The organism is Halobacillus sp. B29, assembly GCF_052246755.1.
GTDB lineage: Bacteria > Bacillota > Bacilli > Bacillales > Halobacillaceae > Halobacillus > Halobacillus halophilus.
Genome location: NZ_JBQQCM010000007.1, coordinates 54,557 through 69,885 on the forward strand (window position 1 = coordinate 54,557; position 15,329 = coordinate 69,885).

Sequence of the window (15,329 nt, forward strand, 5' to 3'; positions counted from 1 at the left end):
TTACTGGACGATAAGCCAGACTTTGTCTATGATTTTATTGAAAAGTGCCAATGTCTAACGAATGTTATAAAAAAGTGTCGAGAAAATCGAGCAGGCTAGTATAAGAATAAACGTATTTCTCACACGGTCCATATCAAATTAGGAAATCTTCTCGGACCAAAGTATTTTTATTTGGAAAAAATTATACGTGTCTAACAAGCTACTGCATCAGGCTGATATAGAGGCGTACATATAAGCCCTTGAACGAATAGGTGGGCTGAACCAGCTTTATGGGCATATCCTGACCTTGCATCTAAGAGAGTGTGTGACGAACCCCTTTGTCATAGTGGCGCTACTCAATCTTTCGCCACCCTTATGGAGCAACCTCTGCAGATTATTCTTCTAGCCTGGATAATGGAGGAGGGCCTATGGCAGGAAGGGAAATGTACACTGAGGTATGGAGGAAACAATACTTGTGATTAATGGAGCTCTTTCTAGATAATAGCGATAAATCCAGGTTGCCAGATTGATATTCAAATTTTCAGGTAGATATAATATCTTATTTTTTGCAGGTCAACTTAACTTATTAAAAAAAGAACCCCTCATCTAAGAGGAGTTCTTTTAAGATTGATTATTTGTACATTAATATTTTACCTACCGTACCATCTTTACTTTGACCAGTTACACGGAACTTCAGACCGTAGTCAGGAACATCGCGTCCTGCATCTACTAATCCTTCATTCAAGTAGTTTTCGCTGTCATCGAATAATGGTGTGCGTTTAGTGAAGTTATCTTTGATTGTATCCCCGTAGCTGCTATTCGTATAGTCAATAAACATTTTTTCTGTTTTATCTAAACTGAATGCAGCATCATGAACTTGGAAGCGTGTACTAGCTACGTCTCCATTCCCCCATTTAACGGTGTGTTGATCGGCATCAACAACGCCTACAAAGCCATTACCAGGGTGAATACCTGTCCAGTTTTCACTGTATTGCTTATCGATATACCAGACCACTAGCCCATCGTCGAACGTCATTAAGCTGTCACCACGGCGGATGTTGGCAAGACCTTCATCAACACCATTGTGGCTGCGCCATTCAAGCAGGTAGTAATGGTCAGAGCGTTTAATACCATCATTTTTCGTGAAACCATCCAGATTAAACTTAGCATCACCTTCAGCATCGTCGAACACGACTTCTTCTCCATCAACAACGATGGATAGATCATCAGCGTACAAGCCAGGATTCGATACTGCACCATCCGTTACATATTCAATGGCTACTTCGACTTCTTGTCCTGCATATGCAGACAGATCGAAGGAAGCATCAATCCAGCCATCGGACGAACCTGTAATTCCATTTCCATCATTAACATCATATGGATCTTCATTTGTCGTAATATCACTTGCAATTGGCTCTCCATCAACCGTTACATATGCATAATCCCAGTCTTTTTCAATGTCATACCACGTTTTAAAATTAAACTCGGCAGAAGTGGCATCAGTTAAATCTACCGTTTTCGTCAAATAATTATGCAAGTCATCCGCACTTCCGGAGAAATATTGATACTCTCCGCTTGCCGGCTCGTTAATAACCGTTTCTTTTTGCGGCAGAGTTACTTTCACTGTGTCATTATTTGTTCCTTTGGTCACAGCTTCGTCGAGAAGAACTTCTGTCCCTTTTTCAGTGATGTCTTCTACATCTAATTCTGTCCCAGTTAACCAGTTTCCTTGCGTCCCTTCATTATCCACGACAGCAGAAGTCTGCAGCATTTCTTTCATATACGGGCTGAATCCAGTCGGCATCGTACCTGGAATATCTCCTGCCCAGCTTCCGCTCGACATAATCGACCAGTAACTGACCGGCTCTCCAGCACCGGAATACTGAGTATCGTACTCATCCGGCAAACCTAAATCGTGGCCAAATTCATGGGCCATGACCCCTACTGCCCCGTCTTCTGGTTCAATGGTATAATCGTAAGCAGCCATAGAGCCGCCCCAATAAGGGACTGTAGCTTCCGTACCTGGAATTGAAGTCACTCCGCCCAGATTCCAGCGGTGAGACCAGATAGCGTCAGAACCTAGAGATCCTCCCCCGGCTTCTTCACCCACGCCGGAGTGGATAACCATCAAGTGGTCAACAAGTCCGTCTGCTTCCAAATAGTTTCCATCACCATCTAAATCATAACGATCCCACTGGTCGTAGTCAGCAATATCTACACTTGGATCGGCTGCCGCTGCCTCAAGCGCTTCCTTCACAAGTCCGCGAGCATTGACGTCACTGTCATCTTCTGTCGGATAGTTTCCACCGTATGCTGCAGCGGGTTGACTTGCTGTGTACCAGCCCGCCACATCCCCTTCCACAGAGTAACTGCCGCCGGATTGCTTCTCATAGTACTGTTTCATGGACTCGTAGTTTTCGCCATCTGGACCTGTCCAGCCGCCGTCACCGAACAGCATGTCCTGATAATGCTCGCTAGAGTAAGCATCTTCGCCTTCATAGTACATATCGGTTTCATCAGCTGTCATGGAGTTATGAGGCTTGTCCGGATAATCAATGAGCAGGACAAGGACTTTGTCTGTACGCATCTCGCCATCATAAGCTTCTTCCTCTACGGAATCCGGAGCATTTTTCTTCGCCTGGCCCAGTTTATTTCCTTTTCCATTGGTTAAGCTGTTATTTTTCATTTCGCCCTGAAGCTTTTCTTTCGCTTCTTTGGCTTCATCGCTTAATTCGCCAGTATCCTTCTTAGCAGCTTCAGATTTCGCTTTTAGGAATTTGTTTAATCCTTTTTGAGCTTCTGAAGGACTTGCGTCTGGAGCAATTTTTCCGTCCTCTTTCAACATCTCAATTAGTTTTTCATCATTCGCAATTGCGAGATCAAATGGTGATCCCTCGTGCGAATGCGATTTATGTAAATCTTCGCCTGCATCTTGATTTACTGTGCCTGCACTTGCACTTACGGGCCCGAAGGCTAATGTAAGGGCTAAAGCAGATATGATCATTCTCCCCATTTTCTTCAAATTAATGTCTCCCTCCACATTTTGTAAAAATAAGCTACATTTACAAATCTACCAAAATTACAAAATTAATCAATATATTATTTTTAATTTTCTAAAAATAATGAATAGTGCCCAGGAGCGGATTTAAAGCGTTGAAGTATAGCAGTGAATCCAATATAAGAACACCGATAAAAGGTGTAAAATTACATGATTCGTTATAATGTGATATTATTTTACTGAAATAAAATTAGAGGACGCGGTTTATCCCTGACTACAGATAAAGAAGTAGGACATTAATACTGTATACCGAAGACCTATATAAGAAGAAAACAGCCCTTCCCTATGGAAATGGCTGTTTTTTTCTGGAAACTAATAGATTTCACTGAGCTCCAATTATTCTCTTCGGCCGAATAGGAATGGAAACACCGATTAAAGCGATAACGGCACAAGCCAGGAACATCGGTGTAAATCCTGCAAGTGCGATACCGCTTACTGTCGTGAAAATCAGTAAATCAAATCCTGAATCAAGAATCGATAGTAAAGAAATAGTCGTTGCCCGCACGTTAGATGGGATCAAGTCGTTGGATAGTTGAGAATAAATAGGATAGCGAATGGCGCTCACCAATTTAAGGATGACAATGACTCCAAGAATCACCCAAAGGTAAGTATTAAATAAGGCTGCTAGTGTGAGCCCAATTACTGCGAGCATTCCTGTAATCCCTAATAAAAGAATACGGTTTATTTTACTGGTCATCCATCCAATTGATCGTGAAGCAATAAAACCTATGAAACCCGCGGCCGCATAGACGATTCCAATCCAGTAAACCGGAAGACCCGCATCGACGAGCAGCTTTTGATCGAATTTCTCAAATATCGCTGTAGCGGGTATAAATACGAGCGATATGTTTATAAACATCCATAATACTTGAGGGGTTTTACGGATCGCTTCTACCCCTGCCCATATCTGCCGGAGCGGCGGCTGTTGATCCCCTTCTTGCTGGGGCGGGTTTTTGATCGACAGCAGTAAAAAGAACTGAACTGTCATAAAAGCCAGACTTAAGCCAATCAGCAGCTGAAATTGATGTTCCGTTAAATCTTTAGCGATCAAAGCCCCTATAATGACCGCGATGATCGAGACGATAAATGTAGCCGAACCAATTTGCCCGATCGCTTTATCCATAAATCTTTCTTCGTTCGAGAGTTTAAGAGATTCATAAATAAGGGCCTCGTCTGCTCCACTAAAAAAAGTAGCGGTAAAACCAGTTAGAAAACTGCTTAGGAAAAACACCCAGGGTTCAAAGGCGACCAGTAATAAACTATGGCTGACAATAGCGAGTGCCGATCCTATTAAAAAAGCTGTTTTGGGTCCGTAGCGGTCCGCCAGTACCCCGGTCGGAATTTCACCTGCAAGGACGCCAATGCTGAAAAAGGTTAAGACCAGAAGAATTAAGGACTCATCGAGACCCCTTTCGAAGTAAAAAAGTGTAAGCACCGGTTGTATGAAGCGTACACTTCCAAACAACTCTGCCCAAAATAGAAAACGAATGTTGTGAGCGGCTAATGTATTCTTTTGCAAAATGTTATCCTCCTGCTATACAGTAATAGGTCTGGTATAGATACAGGAGTAAAAAGCTTGCAGTGATTTTGGATTAATAGTTAGCTTGCTTTCACCCCTGCCTCTGAATGGGAAAATAAGATGAAAGTTTTTTGCATGATTGTTTCCTCCCTGGTTCGCTGTTATAAATTTTAGTTCCCTTTCTGGAAAAAAACCTCTCCTTTTAAGCAGAACCTTCAAAGATACATATTCATCAGGAACTCGTTTATTCCTGCCTGACTTTGGATCATAAAATGAGCCGGATGACTGCTGCACTTTAATTTTACAGCTATTGTTTGAAGGAAAACTCAGGAACAGGTAAGCTATAATCAGAAGTTTTCTTGGAAAATATATCGACGAAATCTGCTAATAACATCTGGACTTTTATGAGAAATAATCCTTATTGAATGCCTTGATCACCTGGTTATCTGTGCTTTTTCGACAACGGGAATGAATAATTCTTCTTTCCTTACGATACTTTTACTAGAATAAATATGATAAAATAGATAGAGAGTTAAAACGGCATATATGTGCGCAGCAGCCGAAAAGCCTGCGGCGCTTTTTCTATTTCAATTTTTAAGGAAAATATTAATGAGCATAAGCTCGATCGTATAAAGGTGGTGTCTGATCGTGTTACATCCTTTTGGTCGTTTGTTCGGATTAGGGGACAAACCGGAACAGGAATCTGAAGATAACAACAGTGAAGAAGGCTACAGTCCTGATGAAGTCATGCAGGTCCCGGTAGCTCATATTCAGCCGAACCGTTATCAGCCCCGAGCGATTTTCAACGATGAGAAGATCAGCGAACTTGCCCAGACGATACATACGCATGGGATGATTCAGCCGATTGTTCTCCGTCGGATAGATGAGGAAAATTATGAACTGATTGCAGGAGAGCGCAGATGGCGTGCCGTCCAAACGCTTGAGTGGGAAACGATTCCTGCGATCATCCGTGATATGAATGATTCCCAGACGGCGTCTGTCGCTCTTATTGAGAATCTGCAAAGGGAAGAATTAACGGTCATTGAAGAAGCTATGGCTTATGCCAGACTGATTGAACTTCATGAACTGACGCAGGAAGCCCTGGCCCAGCGGTTAGGAAAAAGCCAGTCAACGATTGCCAACAAGATGCGTTTGTTAAAATTGCCTGAATCCGTTCAACAGGCGATTATGGATAAAAAAATTACAGAGCGCCATGCAAGAGCCCTTATTGGAGTTAAGGATCCCGAATTGCAGGAAACGATATTGTCTGAAATCATTGAAAAGCACCTGAACGTTAAGCAGACGGAAGAGCGGATCGCTAAGCTGAGCGAACCTAAACCGAAAAAGAAAAAGCCGACTCTTAAAGGTGTAAATAAAGATATGAGAATTGCCATGAATACGATTCGGCAGTCGCTCACGATGGTTTCGGATACAGGGATCGACTTAGAAACCGATGAAGAAGATCATGATGATTATTATCAGATTACGATAAAAATTCCTAAGAAAAAATAATGAACGGTTCTACCCATCTTGCCTTTCGCAGAGATGGGACTTTTTTTAACTCTTCACCCCGTTTTTTCAATATAATGGTAAAATAAAAGAAAAGTAGAACAAGATAAAGGCTATCCATCGATTATTCCCCGTTATAGCCAGTTGAGGGAAGTTTCAAGTCAGGGCAAGTCCGTGATTTTGCATAAATCGCAGTCTTACGTAATGGAAGTCTATTTAGAAACAGTAAAGGAAGTGATCGCGAATGGCGAAAGGGTCAGGTAAAGAGACTCAAGCAGTTTCTCAGGAGATGGAGCGTAAAGAGGAAGAGCAAATTCAGGAAATTCCAGTCCACGAATGCCGCCCTAATCCGTATCAACCCAGAAAACATTTTACCGATGAAGCCATCCAGGAATTGAAGGAATCAATCGAGGAACATGGCATTCTTCAACCCCTGATCGTAAGAAAAAGCATTAAAGGCTTTGAAATCGTGGTCGGTGAACGAAGGTTCCGCGCGGCGAAGCGTGCGAACCTGGAGACGGTTCCCGCCCTGGTCCGTGTATTGACGGATGAACAGATGATGGAACTCGCCCTTCTGGAGAACTTACAACGGGAGGATTTAACCCCGATTGAAGAGGCCAAAGCCTACCAGAATTTAATGAATGAGCTTTCTTTAACTCAGGAACTACTCTCGAAGAGGTTAGGAAAAAGCCGTTCTCATATTGCTAATCTCGTCCGGCTGTTATCGCTCCCGGTGGAAGTAACGAGAAAAATAAACGATGGAACTTTATCCATGGGACATGGTCGGGCACTACTTGGATTAAAAAACCGTGAGCAAGTGATCGCTCTTGCCTCAAGGATTGAAAAAGAAGCTCTTAATGTTCGTCAGGCGGAGCGGCTGATTTTTGAAAACAACAAAAAAGATCGGACTGAGAAAAAGAAGCCGACTGCTAAAGATATCTTTATAAGAGATCGGGAAGAGAGTCTCAGAGAGCGTCTAGGCACAGAAGTTACCATTCATAAAGGAAAACAAAAAGGAAGAATTGAAATTGAGTTTATGGATGAAGAGGACCTGGAACGTATTTTACAGTGGTTTGATAAAGACTCATAAAGCAGACCTGGTGAAGCAGACCGGGTTTTTTTGTTGCTTATAAACAATGGTGTTTCACGTGAAACAAAAAATCATAGGAGAGAATCTCATGGTATTGTTAGGTACATTTGTGAATGGTTTATGTATTATTGTTGGTACACTTCTAGGGCTGTTTTTCACTAAGATTCCCGAGCGTTATAAGGAAACTGTCATGAGCGGTGTGGGGCTTGCTGTTATATTAATAGGTCTTCAAATGGCCTTTGAAACGGATAACATTGTGATTGTGCTATTGAGCTTATTAACTGGAGCGATTATTGGGGAAGCTGTACATTTAGAAGATAAGCTTGAGTACATAGGAAGATTCATTGAACGAAAGTTTACCAAACCCGACCAGGAGTCCAGTATGGCGCAAGGGTTTATTACGGCTTCCCTTATTTTTGTTATAGGGGCGTTATCCGTCATAGGAGCCCTGGACAGCGGTCTTCGTAATGACCATGAAGTTTTAATAACTAAAGCCATCATTGACGGGTTTGTATCGCTCGTTTTAACGTCAACACTTGGAATTGGTGTCATTTTTTCTGTTATTCCTGTTGTGTTGTATGAAGGGTCTATTGCGTTATTAGCCACTCAGATTAACCGCTGGATCCCACAGGATATGCTGGATTTGTTCATCATGGAAATGACAGCTACTGGAGGCCTGCTGATTGTTGCCATTGGTCTTAACTTATTAAAATTAACGAAGATTCGTGTAGCCAATCTATTACCCTCCCTTCTGATGGTCGGGGTAGTGTTCTATATTTTCCAATGGTTCTAAAAGCTGCTGATAAGTCTTTATAAGGCTTATGAGTAGCTTTTTTTATGGATGAAGATCCTATTTACTTCATGGTTTTAGGCAGACGACTGATGGTGCCTTTGAATGTCGTTATGGGTGCGGATTCCATTGTATGTTTCACGCGCTTAGCGTCTGACAATTGAATAGCTGCTGCGACTTTAGCGGCCATCTGCATGACCGTATGAAGACGAGTGTTTTGTAACACGACATGTTCCATGAATCCACTCACATTCACCATCCCGCTAATATGCAGGTCTCCTATAGGGGGAAGGTCCTTTTTTAAAGCGGATCCCGGCGAAATGGATCCTTTCCCAAGCACCACAGAACCTACCGACGCCGACTTACCTAAACACGCATCTACCGCCAGAATATAAGGATGGTTGTGGGTTCGTTTAATCCGATTTATTTGTTCAATTAAATTAAGGGCATGCAAAGGTTCTTCCAGCGTCCCATAGAGGTGAAAAGTTTCTAACGTTTGCTGCTTTAGCATCGAACCGACAAGTGGTCCAAATGCATCGCCCGTGGAGCGGTCCGTTCCGATACAAGCAATGACGATCTTCTTAGAGGGAGGCAGCCATTCTTTCAAATGCAGACTAAGGGTCTCACTCATTCCAGGATCCTCTGTTTTAAGACGTCTTTCTTCATTCGAGAACTTGTCTTTAAAATTCATAGCTTCTCCTCCACACACATAGTAGTAACAGTATATAAGGTTGTCCGTCGTTCTATACGTGGCAAATACATAGAGGTGGAGGATCGTTCATGATAAAAGCTGGGATTAAGTGGATGTTTTTGATTGTAGGAACGATGATTGGGGCAGGTTATGCTTCAGGGAGAGAGCTATGGCAATTCTTTGGACAGGACAGCAGCCTGGCTATCCTTTTGTTTTGCATCATGTTCATTCTGTGTTGTGCCGTCATTATGAAGATCAGCTTTAAGAAGCAGAGCGGTGATTATTTACCTGTCCTGCGGGCGATTGTAGGAAAGCATTTAACAGGGATTTATGATTGGATGATCATCATCTATCTATTTACGATGACCGTGATCATGCTGGCAGGAAGCGGAGCTACCTGGCAGGCCTTTCATTTTTCCTACCGCTTCGGAGTCATGGCACTTGTCGTACCTATGATCCTTTTATTTGTATGGGATGTAAAAGGAATCGTCACGGTAAACAGTGTGGTGCTTCCCTTATTAATTATCGGTCTTGTGTTTGTTTTAATTATTTTCATTAACGATCAGCAACTTGAACTGTTTGGTCATCTTCATGAAATCACCAATTGGATGTCCGCCTTTCCTTTTACGGCTCTTAACATCCTTCCTTTAATTGCTGTGCTCGGGGCTATAGGGAACCAGGTGAAGCGTAAGGGCGAGATTTGGATTGCTAGTGCAGGGAGCGGAGTGATTCTTGGAGTCATCTCCTATCTTTATAATCAAAGTTTAATTGAGATTTCAGATGAGATTATGCTCTACGAGATTCCTTTATTCGCCATATTAAAACACTATCCGTATGAGATGATGCTGTTTATGTCCGTGATGCTCTGGATTGCCATTTTTACGACGGCTGTATCTGGTACTCTTGGACTTGCCACCCGCTTCCGGAATTATTTAAAGCAGCCTCTTTGGATTGTGGCGCTGGCCACTGTGGCTGTGATGCTTCCCTTTACATCATTCGGATTTTCTACGCTGGTGGAGTACTTATATCCACTGTATGGAATTCTAAATTTATACGTCCTTTTCTCTCTTCTTATTTATCCGTTACGTTCGCGATTCAAAATTCGCTGAAAACCTGTTAAAATGAATTTCATATTCATAGTCGTACAGGAGGGGAAGCGTTGAAAGCGGACGAAGCTGTGCAGGAAGCTTTAACCAGGTGGGAGGAAGCAGTAAATTATGTGACAGGGCCTGAATTATGGACTGCTCTAGCTCTAGGAGCCCTGAAAATCATCTTTATTCTGTTAATCTCGTTATTAGTGATCCGCATAGGAAAGCGAGTAATCTCGCAGTTTTTTGAAAATCGGCGGCGAGGACCTTTTAAAATTACTCAGCGCCGGGAAGCTACATTAAAAAAATTGGTGATTAACGCTTTGACGTATGTGGTGTATTTTGTCTCGTTTATTATGATATTGGAAGCTTTTACTTTAGATGTAGGCGCTTTGCTCGCAGGTGCAGGTATTGCCGGACTCGCCATCGGCTTTGGAGCCCAGAACCTGGTGCGCGATATCATTTCCGGCTTTTTCATCATTTTCGAGGACCAGTTTTCCGTAGGTGATTATATTCGGACATCTGGCGTCGAAGGTTTTGTTGAAGAGGTAGGCATCCGTACGTGTAAAGTCAAGTCCTGGACAGGTGAGGTTCACATCCTGCCTAATGGAAATGTCACTCAGGTTACGAACTTTTCCATCTATAATAGTATCGCCGTGGTGGACGTAAGTATTGCGTACGAAGAGGACATAGCACAGGCCGAGCAAGTGATTCTGGATCTGATGAAAGAGCTTCCCGCTCGTTATGAAGCCATGCTCGATGTACCAGAACTTCTTGGAGTACAAACCTTAGGAGCTTCAGATGTTGTCATGAGGATTATCTCCGAAACCCAGCCAATGGAACATTGGGTAATCGCTCGTGCCATCCGGAAAGAAGTAAAAAACCGTCTGGACGAAAAAGGAATTGAAATTCCATTCCCACGTATGGTTATGTATTCCCGTGAAGATGATAAAGCTTTACAGGAAGTGAATGAGTAAAAAATGAGGAGGGAACTCCATGGCAGACAAAAATTACGAATTGAATGATGTCGTTCAGATGAAGAAACCTCATCCGTGCGGGGAAAACCGCTGGAAAATCATTCGTATGGGAGCAGACATTCGTATTAAGTGTGAAGGCTGCGGCCACAGTGTCCTTATCCCTCGGAAAAAGTTTGAATCCAAAATGAAGAAAAAGCTGGAACCTTCCGAACAGTAGATCTTTAGCCTTGAAAAGCTCCCTGAAATAGGTGGGCTTTTTAATTTTGTACGGATAAGTTTAATCAAACCTGAAAAATGGATAGAATGAACTTAATAAATCATAAGCAACAAGCCCTGTCTTTTGCTTTTCCACAGGTTGTTATTTTCAGACACAGTATCTATAATTGATATGACTAGCATGCATGTATGTAAATCCTTAAGGAGTGAAAGTCTTATATGGCACTAACAGCAGGAATCGTAGGTTTACCGAACGTAGGGAAATCTACGCTATTTAACGCAATTACACAAGCAGGAGCTCTGTCGGCCAACTATCCGTTTGCCACAATAGATCCGAACGTAGGGATCGTGGAAGTACCGGACAGTCGGCTGGAGAAGCTGACCGAGCTTGTTAAACCGAAGAAAACCGTACCTACCGCATTTGAATTTACCGATATTGCCGGCATTGTTAAAGGAGCAAGTAAAGGTGAAGGACTTGGTAACCAGTTCTTATCCCATATCCGCCAGGTCGACGCGATCTGCCACGTAGTCCGTGCGTTTGAAGATGAGAACGTGACGCACGTGTCAGGTGAAGTCGATCCCATCACTGATATTGAAACGATCAACCTGGAGTTAATTCTTGCCGACCTCGAAACAGTTTCCAAACGAATGGACAGAGTAGCTAAGATGGCTCGTCAAAAAGATAAGGATGCTGTAGCGGAATACACGGTTCTTGAGAAACTGAAAGAATCATTAGAGGAAGAAACCCCGGCTCGCGCTGTTGAATTCAGTGATGATCAGGAAAAAATCGTAAAAGGCCTTCATTTGCTAACTTCTAAGCCCATTCTCTATGTGGCGAATGTCAGTGAGGATGAAATTGGAGAAGGGGATAATGAAAAGGTTAAGCAAATCCGTGAATTTGCAGCAAAAGAAAATGCAGAAGTCATTGTCATCTGTGCAAAAATTGAATCTGAGATAGCCGAGCTTGATGGAGAAGAAAAAGAAGAGTTTCTTGATGATCTTGGGATTGAAGAATCCGGCCTGGATCAGTTAATTAAAGCGACGTACAACCTTCTTGGGCTGGCCACCTACTTCACGGCTGGTGAGCAGGAAGTAAGAGCCTGGACCTTTAAAGAAGGAATGACGGCTCCACAGGCTGCCGGAGTCATTCACACGGACTTTCAGCGTGGTTTCATTCGTGCGGAGACAGTGTCGTATGAAGACCTGGTTGATGCAGGCACCATGGGTGTTGCCCGTGACCGCGGCCGTGTTCGTTTAGAAGGAAAAGAGTATTTAGTGAGAGATGGCGACGTTATACACTTCCGTTTTAACGTATAAGCGAGGATCCTTCCGTTTTAGTATTGTATTTCTTGGACAACTTTGTTATAATACTACATTGTGAGTAATTAAGAAAAGATTACTCCTTGCTCTTATCAGGAATAGGAGCCGTTAAGTCCATAAGGAGGTGAAAACGGATGAGTAGAAAATACGAAATCATGTATATCATCCGCCCAGATATCGAGGAGGAAGCTAAAACAGGAATCATTGATCGTTTCAGCAATATCCTTCAAGATAATGGCGCGGAGGTAGAAGAAGTTAAAGAAATCGGCAAGCGTCGTCTTGCTTATGAAATTAACGACTACCGTGATGGTATCTATGTAACAGTCGACTTCAACGGTACACGTGAAGCGATTAATGAATTCGACCGTCAAGCGAAGTTCACGGATGATATTATCCGCCACATCGCAGTACGCGAAGATGACAAATAAGGAGTGGTTCTGATGTTAAATCGTGTCGTATTAGTCGGCAGATTGACGAAGGATCCTGATTTACGCTATACGCCAAACGGAGTGGCCGTCGCCAACTTCACCATTGCGGTGAACCGCCCATTTTCTAATAATCAAGGTGGTCAGGACGCAGATTTTCTTAACTGCGTGGTCTGGAGACGTGCTGCAGAAAACTTAGCCAATTTTATGAATAAAGGCAGTCTTGTAGGAGTGGATGGACGATTACAGTCCAGAAGCTTTGATAACCAGGAAGGCAAGCGTGTATTTGTAACAGAAGTAGTTGCAGATAGCGTACAATTCTTAGAATCCAAAGGAAGTTCTTCCCAGGGTGGAAGTAATCGTGGAGGCTCAGGATACCAGGCAAATCAGAATCAACAACCATCCGGAAATAATTTCGGATCGAACAACAACAATAACAACAATCAACGAGATGAGGATCCATTCGCAGATAATGGAGAGCCCATCGATATATCAGATGATGATTTACCATTCTAATTAAGAAAGAGGTGAATGCGACATGGCACGTCGTGGACGCGGAAAACGTAAAAAGGTGTGTTTCTTCACAGCTAATGGAATTACACACATCGATTACAAAGATGTTGACCTACTAAGACGTTTCGTTTCTGACCGAGGAAAGATTCTTCCTCGCCGAGTAACTGGAACTTCTGCTAAATATCAGCGTAAATTGACTAAAGCAATCAAGCGCGCTCGTATTATGGCTCTATTGCCTTACTCTACTGAATAGTAGCGTTACTAAAAACCGTGAAGTCTATTTTAGACTTCACGGTTTTTTTATATTCAGGAAAGCTGCATAAGCGCGCGTAGTTCATCCCTGTTCGAGACAAGATCTTCTAAAGTATAACCATCGAGAACTTGAAAGAAGGCCTGCAGCGCATCTCTCAGAACGTGTCTAAGCTTACAGGCAGGTGTAATGACACATTCATTCGTCTGGCAGTCAAAGCACTCTAGTAAATAAAAATCATCCTCCATTGAGCGGACAACTTTTCCGATGTTAATGTCTTCAGGCTTATGGGCAAGCTTAATTCCTCCAGAACGTCCCCGCACCGTATGAATAAGCTCTAATTTATTTAATTCGTGGATAATCTTCCCTAGATGATTTTCGGAGATATTAAATACCTCAGAAATCTCTTTTTTATTGGCAAGCTGACCTTCTTTCTTAGCAGCTGTGAAAATTAATACTCGCAGAGCATAATCTGTATATTTTTTTAAACGCATAGGTCAACCCTCACTCTTCTTTTATTTAATCTTATCATAGCCATGATTCCGATGTCTTATTTTCAGATTTTTTTAGCACATTAACGGAATTGTCATAATTGATGTATTTATTATACACCTTTTTATGTATAATAAAGATATATTATAAATACATCTTTTACGGAGGGGTTTATATGTCTACACAAACCAATCAATTATTAAGTGACCATACGATTAAAGTGATCAAATCAACTGTACCTGTGTTAGAGGAACATGGAGAGGCTATTACGACACATTTTTATCAGCAGCTATTTTTAAATCATCCTGAACTGAAGAATATTTTTAACCAGACCCATCAGAGAAAAGGAGACCAGCCCCGTGCGCTGGCTAACACGGTTTATGCTGCAGCTAAGAACATTGAACACCTGGAAGCTATTCTGCCGAGGGTTAAACAGATTGCTGAAAAACACCGGAGTTTGAACGTCCTGCCGGAACACTACCCCATTGTAGGCGAATATTTGCTGAAAGCTATTAAAGATGTACTTGGAGATGCCGCAACGGACGAAATTATACAGGCCTGGGGGGAAGCTTACGGGGTTATAGCGGATGTATTCATTCAAGTAGAAGATCGTATGTATAAGGATGTACGCCAACAGACCGGGGGATGGACAGGATTCCGTGATTTTAAAGTGATTCAAAAGAAAGTAGAAAGTGATGTGATTACATCTTTCTATTTACAGCCGGTCGATGAACAGCCTCTAGCCGATTTTAAGCCTGGCCAATACTTAACGATTAAAGCTGAGATTCCTGGAGACGATTATGACCACTTACGTCAATATAGTCTTTCAGAGGCTCCAGGCACTCCTTATTACCGTATTAGTGTCAAAAGGGAAGAAGGAAACCAGGAGGTACCGGAAGGCAAGGTTTCGAACTGGCTGCACAGCCATGTAAGCGAAGGTGATATGATTCCAGTCAGTGCACCAGCCGGAGATTTTTATCTAGATGCAGATACCGACAAGCCGCTCGTCCTGTTGAGCGGAGGCGTGGGGCTCACACCGATTTTGAGCATGGGCAGAGCGGTTCAGGACTTGCAGCCTGAGCGGGAAGTGTATTTTATTCATGCTGCTCAGAACGGATCGGTCCACGCATTTAAGAAAGATATGCAGACCATGGGGAGTAAAACGGTAACCAAAATTATTTATGCGCAGCCGACAGAGGATGACCGTCTGCACCAATCATTTGATAAAGAAGGATATGTGGATCTTCCATGGTTAAAAGAAGCGGTCCCTCAGGATAGCGAGTTTTATTTCTGTGGTCCTGAAGGCTTTATGAGGGCTGTCAATCAGGCCCTGAAGGATTGGGATGTATCCGAAGATAGCATTCACTATGAATTCTTCGGCCCTCAGGGAGTTCTATAAGTTTTATTACACC

Annotated in this window: 15 protein-coding genes; 11 read left to right on the forward strand and 4 right to left on the reverse strand. The window is 42.7% G+C overall.

Annotation, left to right across the window (positions count from 1 at the left end):
- Positions 1 to 610 precede the first annotated feature (610 nt).
- Both ACTWP7_RS10540 and ACTWP7_RS10545 read right to left on the reverse strand, forming a co-directional pair.
- A complete protein-coding gene (locus ACTWP7_RS10540; RefSeq protein ID WP_443123270.1) occupies positions 611 to 2,992 on the reverse strand; it encodes an immune inhibitor A domain-containing protein in 2,382 nt (793 codons plus the stop codon).
- A gap of 367 nt (positions 2,993 to 3,359) precedes the next feature.
- Complete coding sequence (locus ACTWP7_RS10545) at positions 3,360 to 4,556, reverse strand: MFS transporter (protein ID WP_443123142.1); 1,197 nt, start codon at positions 4,554 to 4,556, stop codon at positions 3,360 to 3,362.
- Positions 4,557 to 5,204: 648 nt separating this feature from the next.
- On the opposite strand from ACTWP7_RS10545, the gene noc reads away from it, so the two are divergent.
- The 3 genes from noc to ACTWP7_RS10560 all read left to right on the forward strand — a co-directional run bounded on the left by noc (position 5,205) and on the right by ACTWP7_RS10560 (position 7,948).
- Complete coding sequence (gene noc, locus ACTWP7_RS10550) at positions 5,205 to 6,068, forward strand: nucleoid occlusion protein (protein WP_443123143.1); 864 nt, start codon at positions 5,205 to 5,207, stop codon at positions 6,066 to 6,068.
- A gap of 241 nt (positions 6,069 to 6,309) precedes the next feature.
- Positions 6,310 to 7,155 carry a ParB/RepB/Spo0J family partition protein gene (locus ACTWP7_RS10555; protein WP_443123144.1) on the forward strand — a complete coding sequence of 282 codons (846 nt, stop codon included), beginning with the start codon at positions 6,310 to 6,312 and terminating at the stop codon, positions 7,153 to 7,155.
- Positions 7,156 to 7,243: 88 nt separating this feature from the next.
- Entirely contained in the window at positions 7,244 to 7,948 is a 705-nt protein-coding gene (locus ACTWP7_RS10560; protein WP_443123145.1) for a DUF554 domain-containing protein, read from the forward strand.
- A gap of 61 nt (positions 7,949 to 8,009) precedes the next feature.
- On the opposite strand, the gene yyaC is transcribed toward ACTWP7_RS10560, so the two are convergent.
- The gene (yyaC, locus tag ACTWP7_RS10565) at positions 8,010 to 8,636 is read right to left on the reverse strand and encodes a spore protease YyaC (RefSeq protein WP_443123146.1); all 627 of its coding nucleotides are present in this window, start codon (positions 8,634 to 8,636) and stop codon (positions 8,010 to 8,012) included.
- 89 nt (positions 8,637 to 8,725) lie between these two features.
- Between yyaC and ACTWP7_RS10570 the strand changes: the two genes are divergently transcribed.
- The 7 genes from ACTWP7_RS10570 (at position 8,726) to rpsR (ending at position 13,428) form a co-directional block, all read left to right on the forward strand.
- Positions 8,726 to 9,745, forward strand: coding sequence for a YkvI family membrane protein (locus tag ACTWP7_RS10570; protein ID WP_443123147.1), 1,020 nt, complete (start codon positions 8,726 to 8,728; stop codon positions 9,743 to 9,745).
- 50 nt (positions 9,746 to 9,795) lie between these two features.
- Positions 9,796 to 10,701 carry a mechanosensitive ion channel family protein gene (locus ACTWP7_RS10575; protein ID WP_443123148.1) on the forward strand — a complete coding sequence of 302 codons (906 nt, stop codon included), beginning with the start codon at positions 9,796 to 9,798 and terminating at the stop codon, positions 10,699 to 10,701.
- A gap of 19 nt (positions 10,702 to 10,720) precedes the next feature.
- Complete coding sequence (locus ACTWP7_RS10580) at positions 10,721 to 10,918, forward strand: DUF951 domain-containing protein (RefSeq protein WP_089750468.1); 198 nt, start codon at positions 10,721 to 10,723, stop codon at positions 10,916 to 10,918.
- Positions 10,919 to 11,136: 218 nt separating this feature from the next.
- Positions 11,137 to 12,234 (forward strand): redox-regulated ATPase YchF, encoded by a 1,098-nt coding sequence (ychF, locus tag ACTWP7_RS10585; protein WP_014645362.1) that lies wholly within the window; start codon positions 11,137 to 11,139, stop codon positions 12,232 to 12,234.
- 137 nt (positions 12,235 to 12,371) lie between these two features.
- Entirely contained in the window at positions 12,372 to 12,665 is a 294-nt protein-coding gene (rpsF, locus tag ACTWP7_RS10590) for a 30S ribosomal protein S6 (protein ID WP_014645361.1), read from the forward strand.
- Positions 12,666 to 12,677: 12 nt separating this feature from the next.
- Positions 12,678 to 13,178 carry a single-stranded DNA-binding protein gene (gene ssb, locus ACTWP7_RS10595; protein ID WP_224894886.1) on the forward strand — a complete coding sequence of 167 codons (501 nt, stop codon included), beginning with the start codon at positions 12,678 to 12,680 and terminating at the stop codon, positions 13,176 to 13,178.
- Positions 13,179 to 13,200: 22 nt separating this feature from the next.
- On the forward strand, positions 13,201 to 13,428 hold the full coding sequence (gene rpsR, locus ACTWP7_RS10600; RefSeq protein WP_014645359.1) for a 30S ribosomal protein S18: 228 nt from the start codon (positions 13,201 to 13,203) through the stop codon (positions 13,426 to 13,428).
- Positions 13,429 to 13,481: 53 nt separating this feature from the next.
- Here the strand turns inward: rpsR and ACTWP7_RS10605 are convergent, their stop codons facing one another.
- A complete protein-coding gene (locus tag ACTWP7_RS10605; RefSeq protein ID WP_224894884.1) occupies positions 13,482 to 13,919 on the reverse strand; it encodes an Rrf2 family transcriptional regulator in 438 nt (145 codons plus the stop codon).
- A 173-nt stretch (positions 13,920 to 14,092) separates the two neighbouring features.
- Here ACTWP7_RS10605 and hmpA point away from each other — a divergent pair, with 173 nt between their 5' ends.
- Positions 14,093 to 15,316 carry an NO-inducible flavohemoprotein gene (gene hmpA, locus ACTWP7_RS10610; protein ID WP_443123149.1) on the forward strand — a complete coding sequence of 408 codons (1,224 nt, stop codon included), beginning with the start codon at positions 14,093 to 14,095 and terminating at the stop codon, positions 15,314 to 15,316.
- Positions 15,317 to 15,329 lie beyond the last annotated feature (13 nt).

Excerpts from the sequence above, each read along its gene's own strand:
- ACTWP7_RS10560 (WP_443123145.1), top strand. The coding sequence starts at position 7,244 with ATGGTATTGTTAGGTACATTTGTGAATGGTTTATGTATTATTGTTGGT.
- rpsF (WP_014645361.1), top strand. The coding sequence starts at position 12,372 with ATGAGTAGAAAATACGAAATCATGTATATCATCCGCCCAGATATCGAG.
- hmpA (WP_443123149.1), top strand. The coding sequence starts at position 14,093 with ATGTCTACACAAACCAATCAATTATTAAGTGACCATACGATTAAAGTG.
- ACTWP7_RS10540 (WP_443123270.1), bottom strand. The coding sequence starts at position 2,992 with ATGGGGAGAATGATCATATCTGCTTTAGCCCTTACATTAGCCTTCGGG.
- ACTWP7_RS10555 (WP_443123144.1), top strand. The coding sequence starts at position 6,310 with ATGGCGAAAGGGTCAGGTAAAGAGACTCAAGCAGTTTCTCAGGAGATG.
- ssb (WP_224894886.1), top strand. The coding sequence starts at position 12,678 with ATGTTAAATCGTGTCGTATTAGTCGGCAGATTGACGAAGGATCCTGAT.
- ACTWP7_RS10570 (WP_443123147.1), top strand. The coding sequence starts at position 8,726 with ATGATAAAAGCTGGGATTAAGTGGATGTTTTTGATTGTAGGAACGATG.
- yyaC (WP_443123146.1), bottom strand. The coding sequence starts at position 8,636 with ATGAATTTTAAAGACAAGTTCTCGAATGAAGAAAGACGTCTTAAAACA.
- ACTWP7_RS10580 (WP_089750468.1), top strand. The coding sequence starts at position 10,721 with ATGGCAGACAAAAATTACGAATTGAATGATGTCGTTCAGATGAAGAAA.
- rpsR (WP_014645359.1), top strand. The coding sequence starts at position 13,201 with ATGGCACGTCGTGGACGCGGAAAACGTAAAAAGGTGTGTTTCTTCACA.
- ychF (WP_014645362.1), top strand. The coding sequence starts at position 11,137 with ATGGCACTAACAGCAGGAATCGTAGGTTTACCGAACGTAGGGAAATCT.
- ACTWP7_RS10605 (WP_224894884.1), bottom strand. The coding sequence starts at position 13,919 with ATGCGTTTAAAAAAATATACAGATTATGCTCTGCGAGTATTAATTTTC.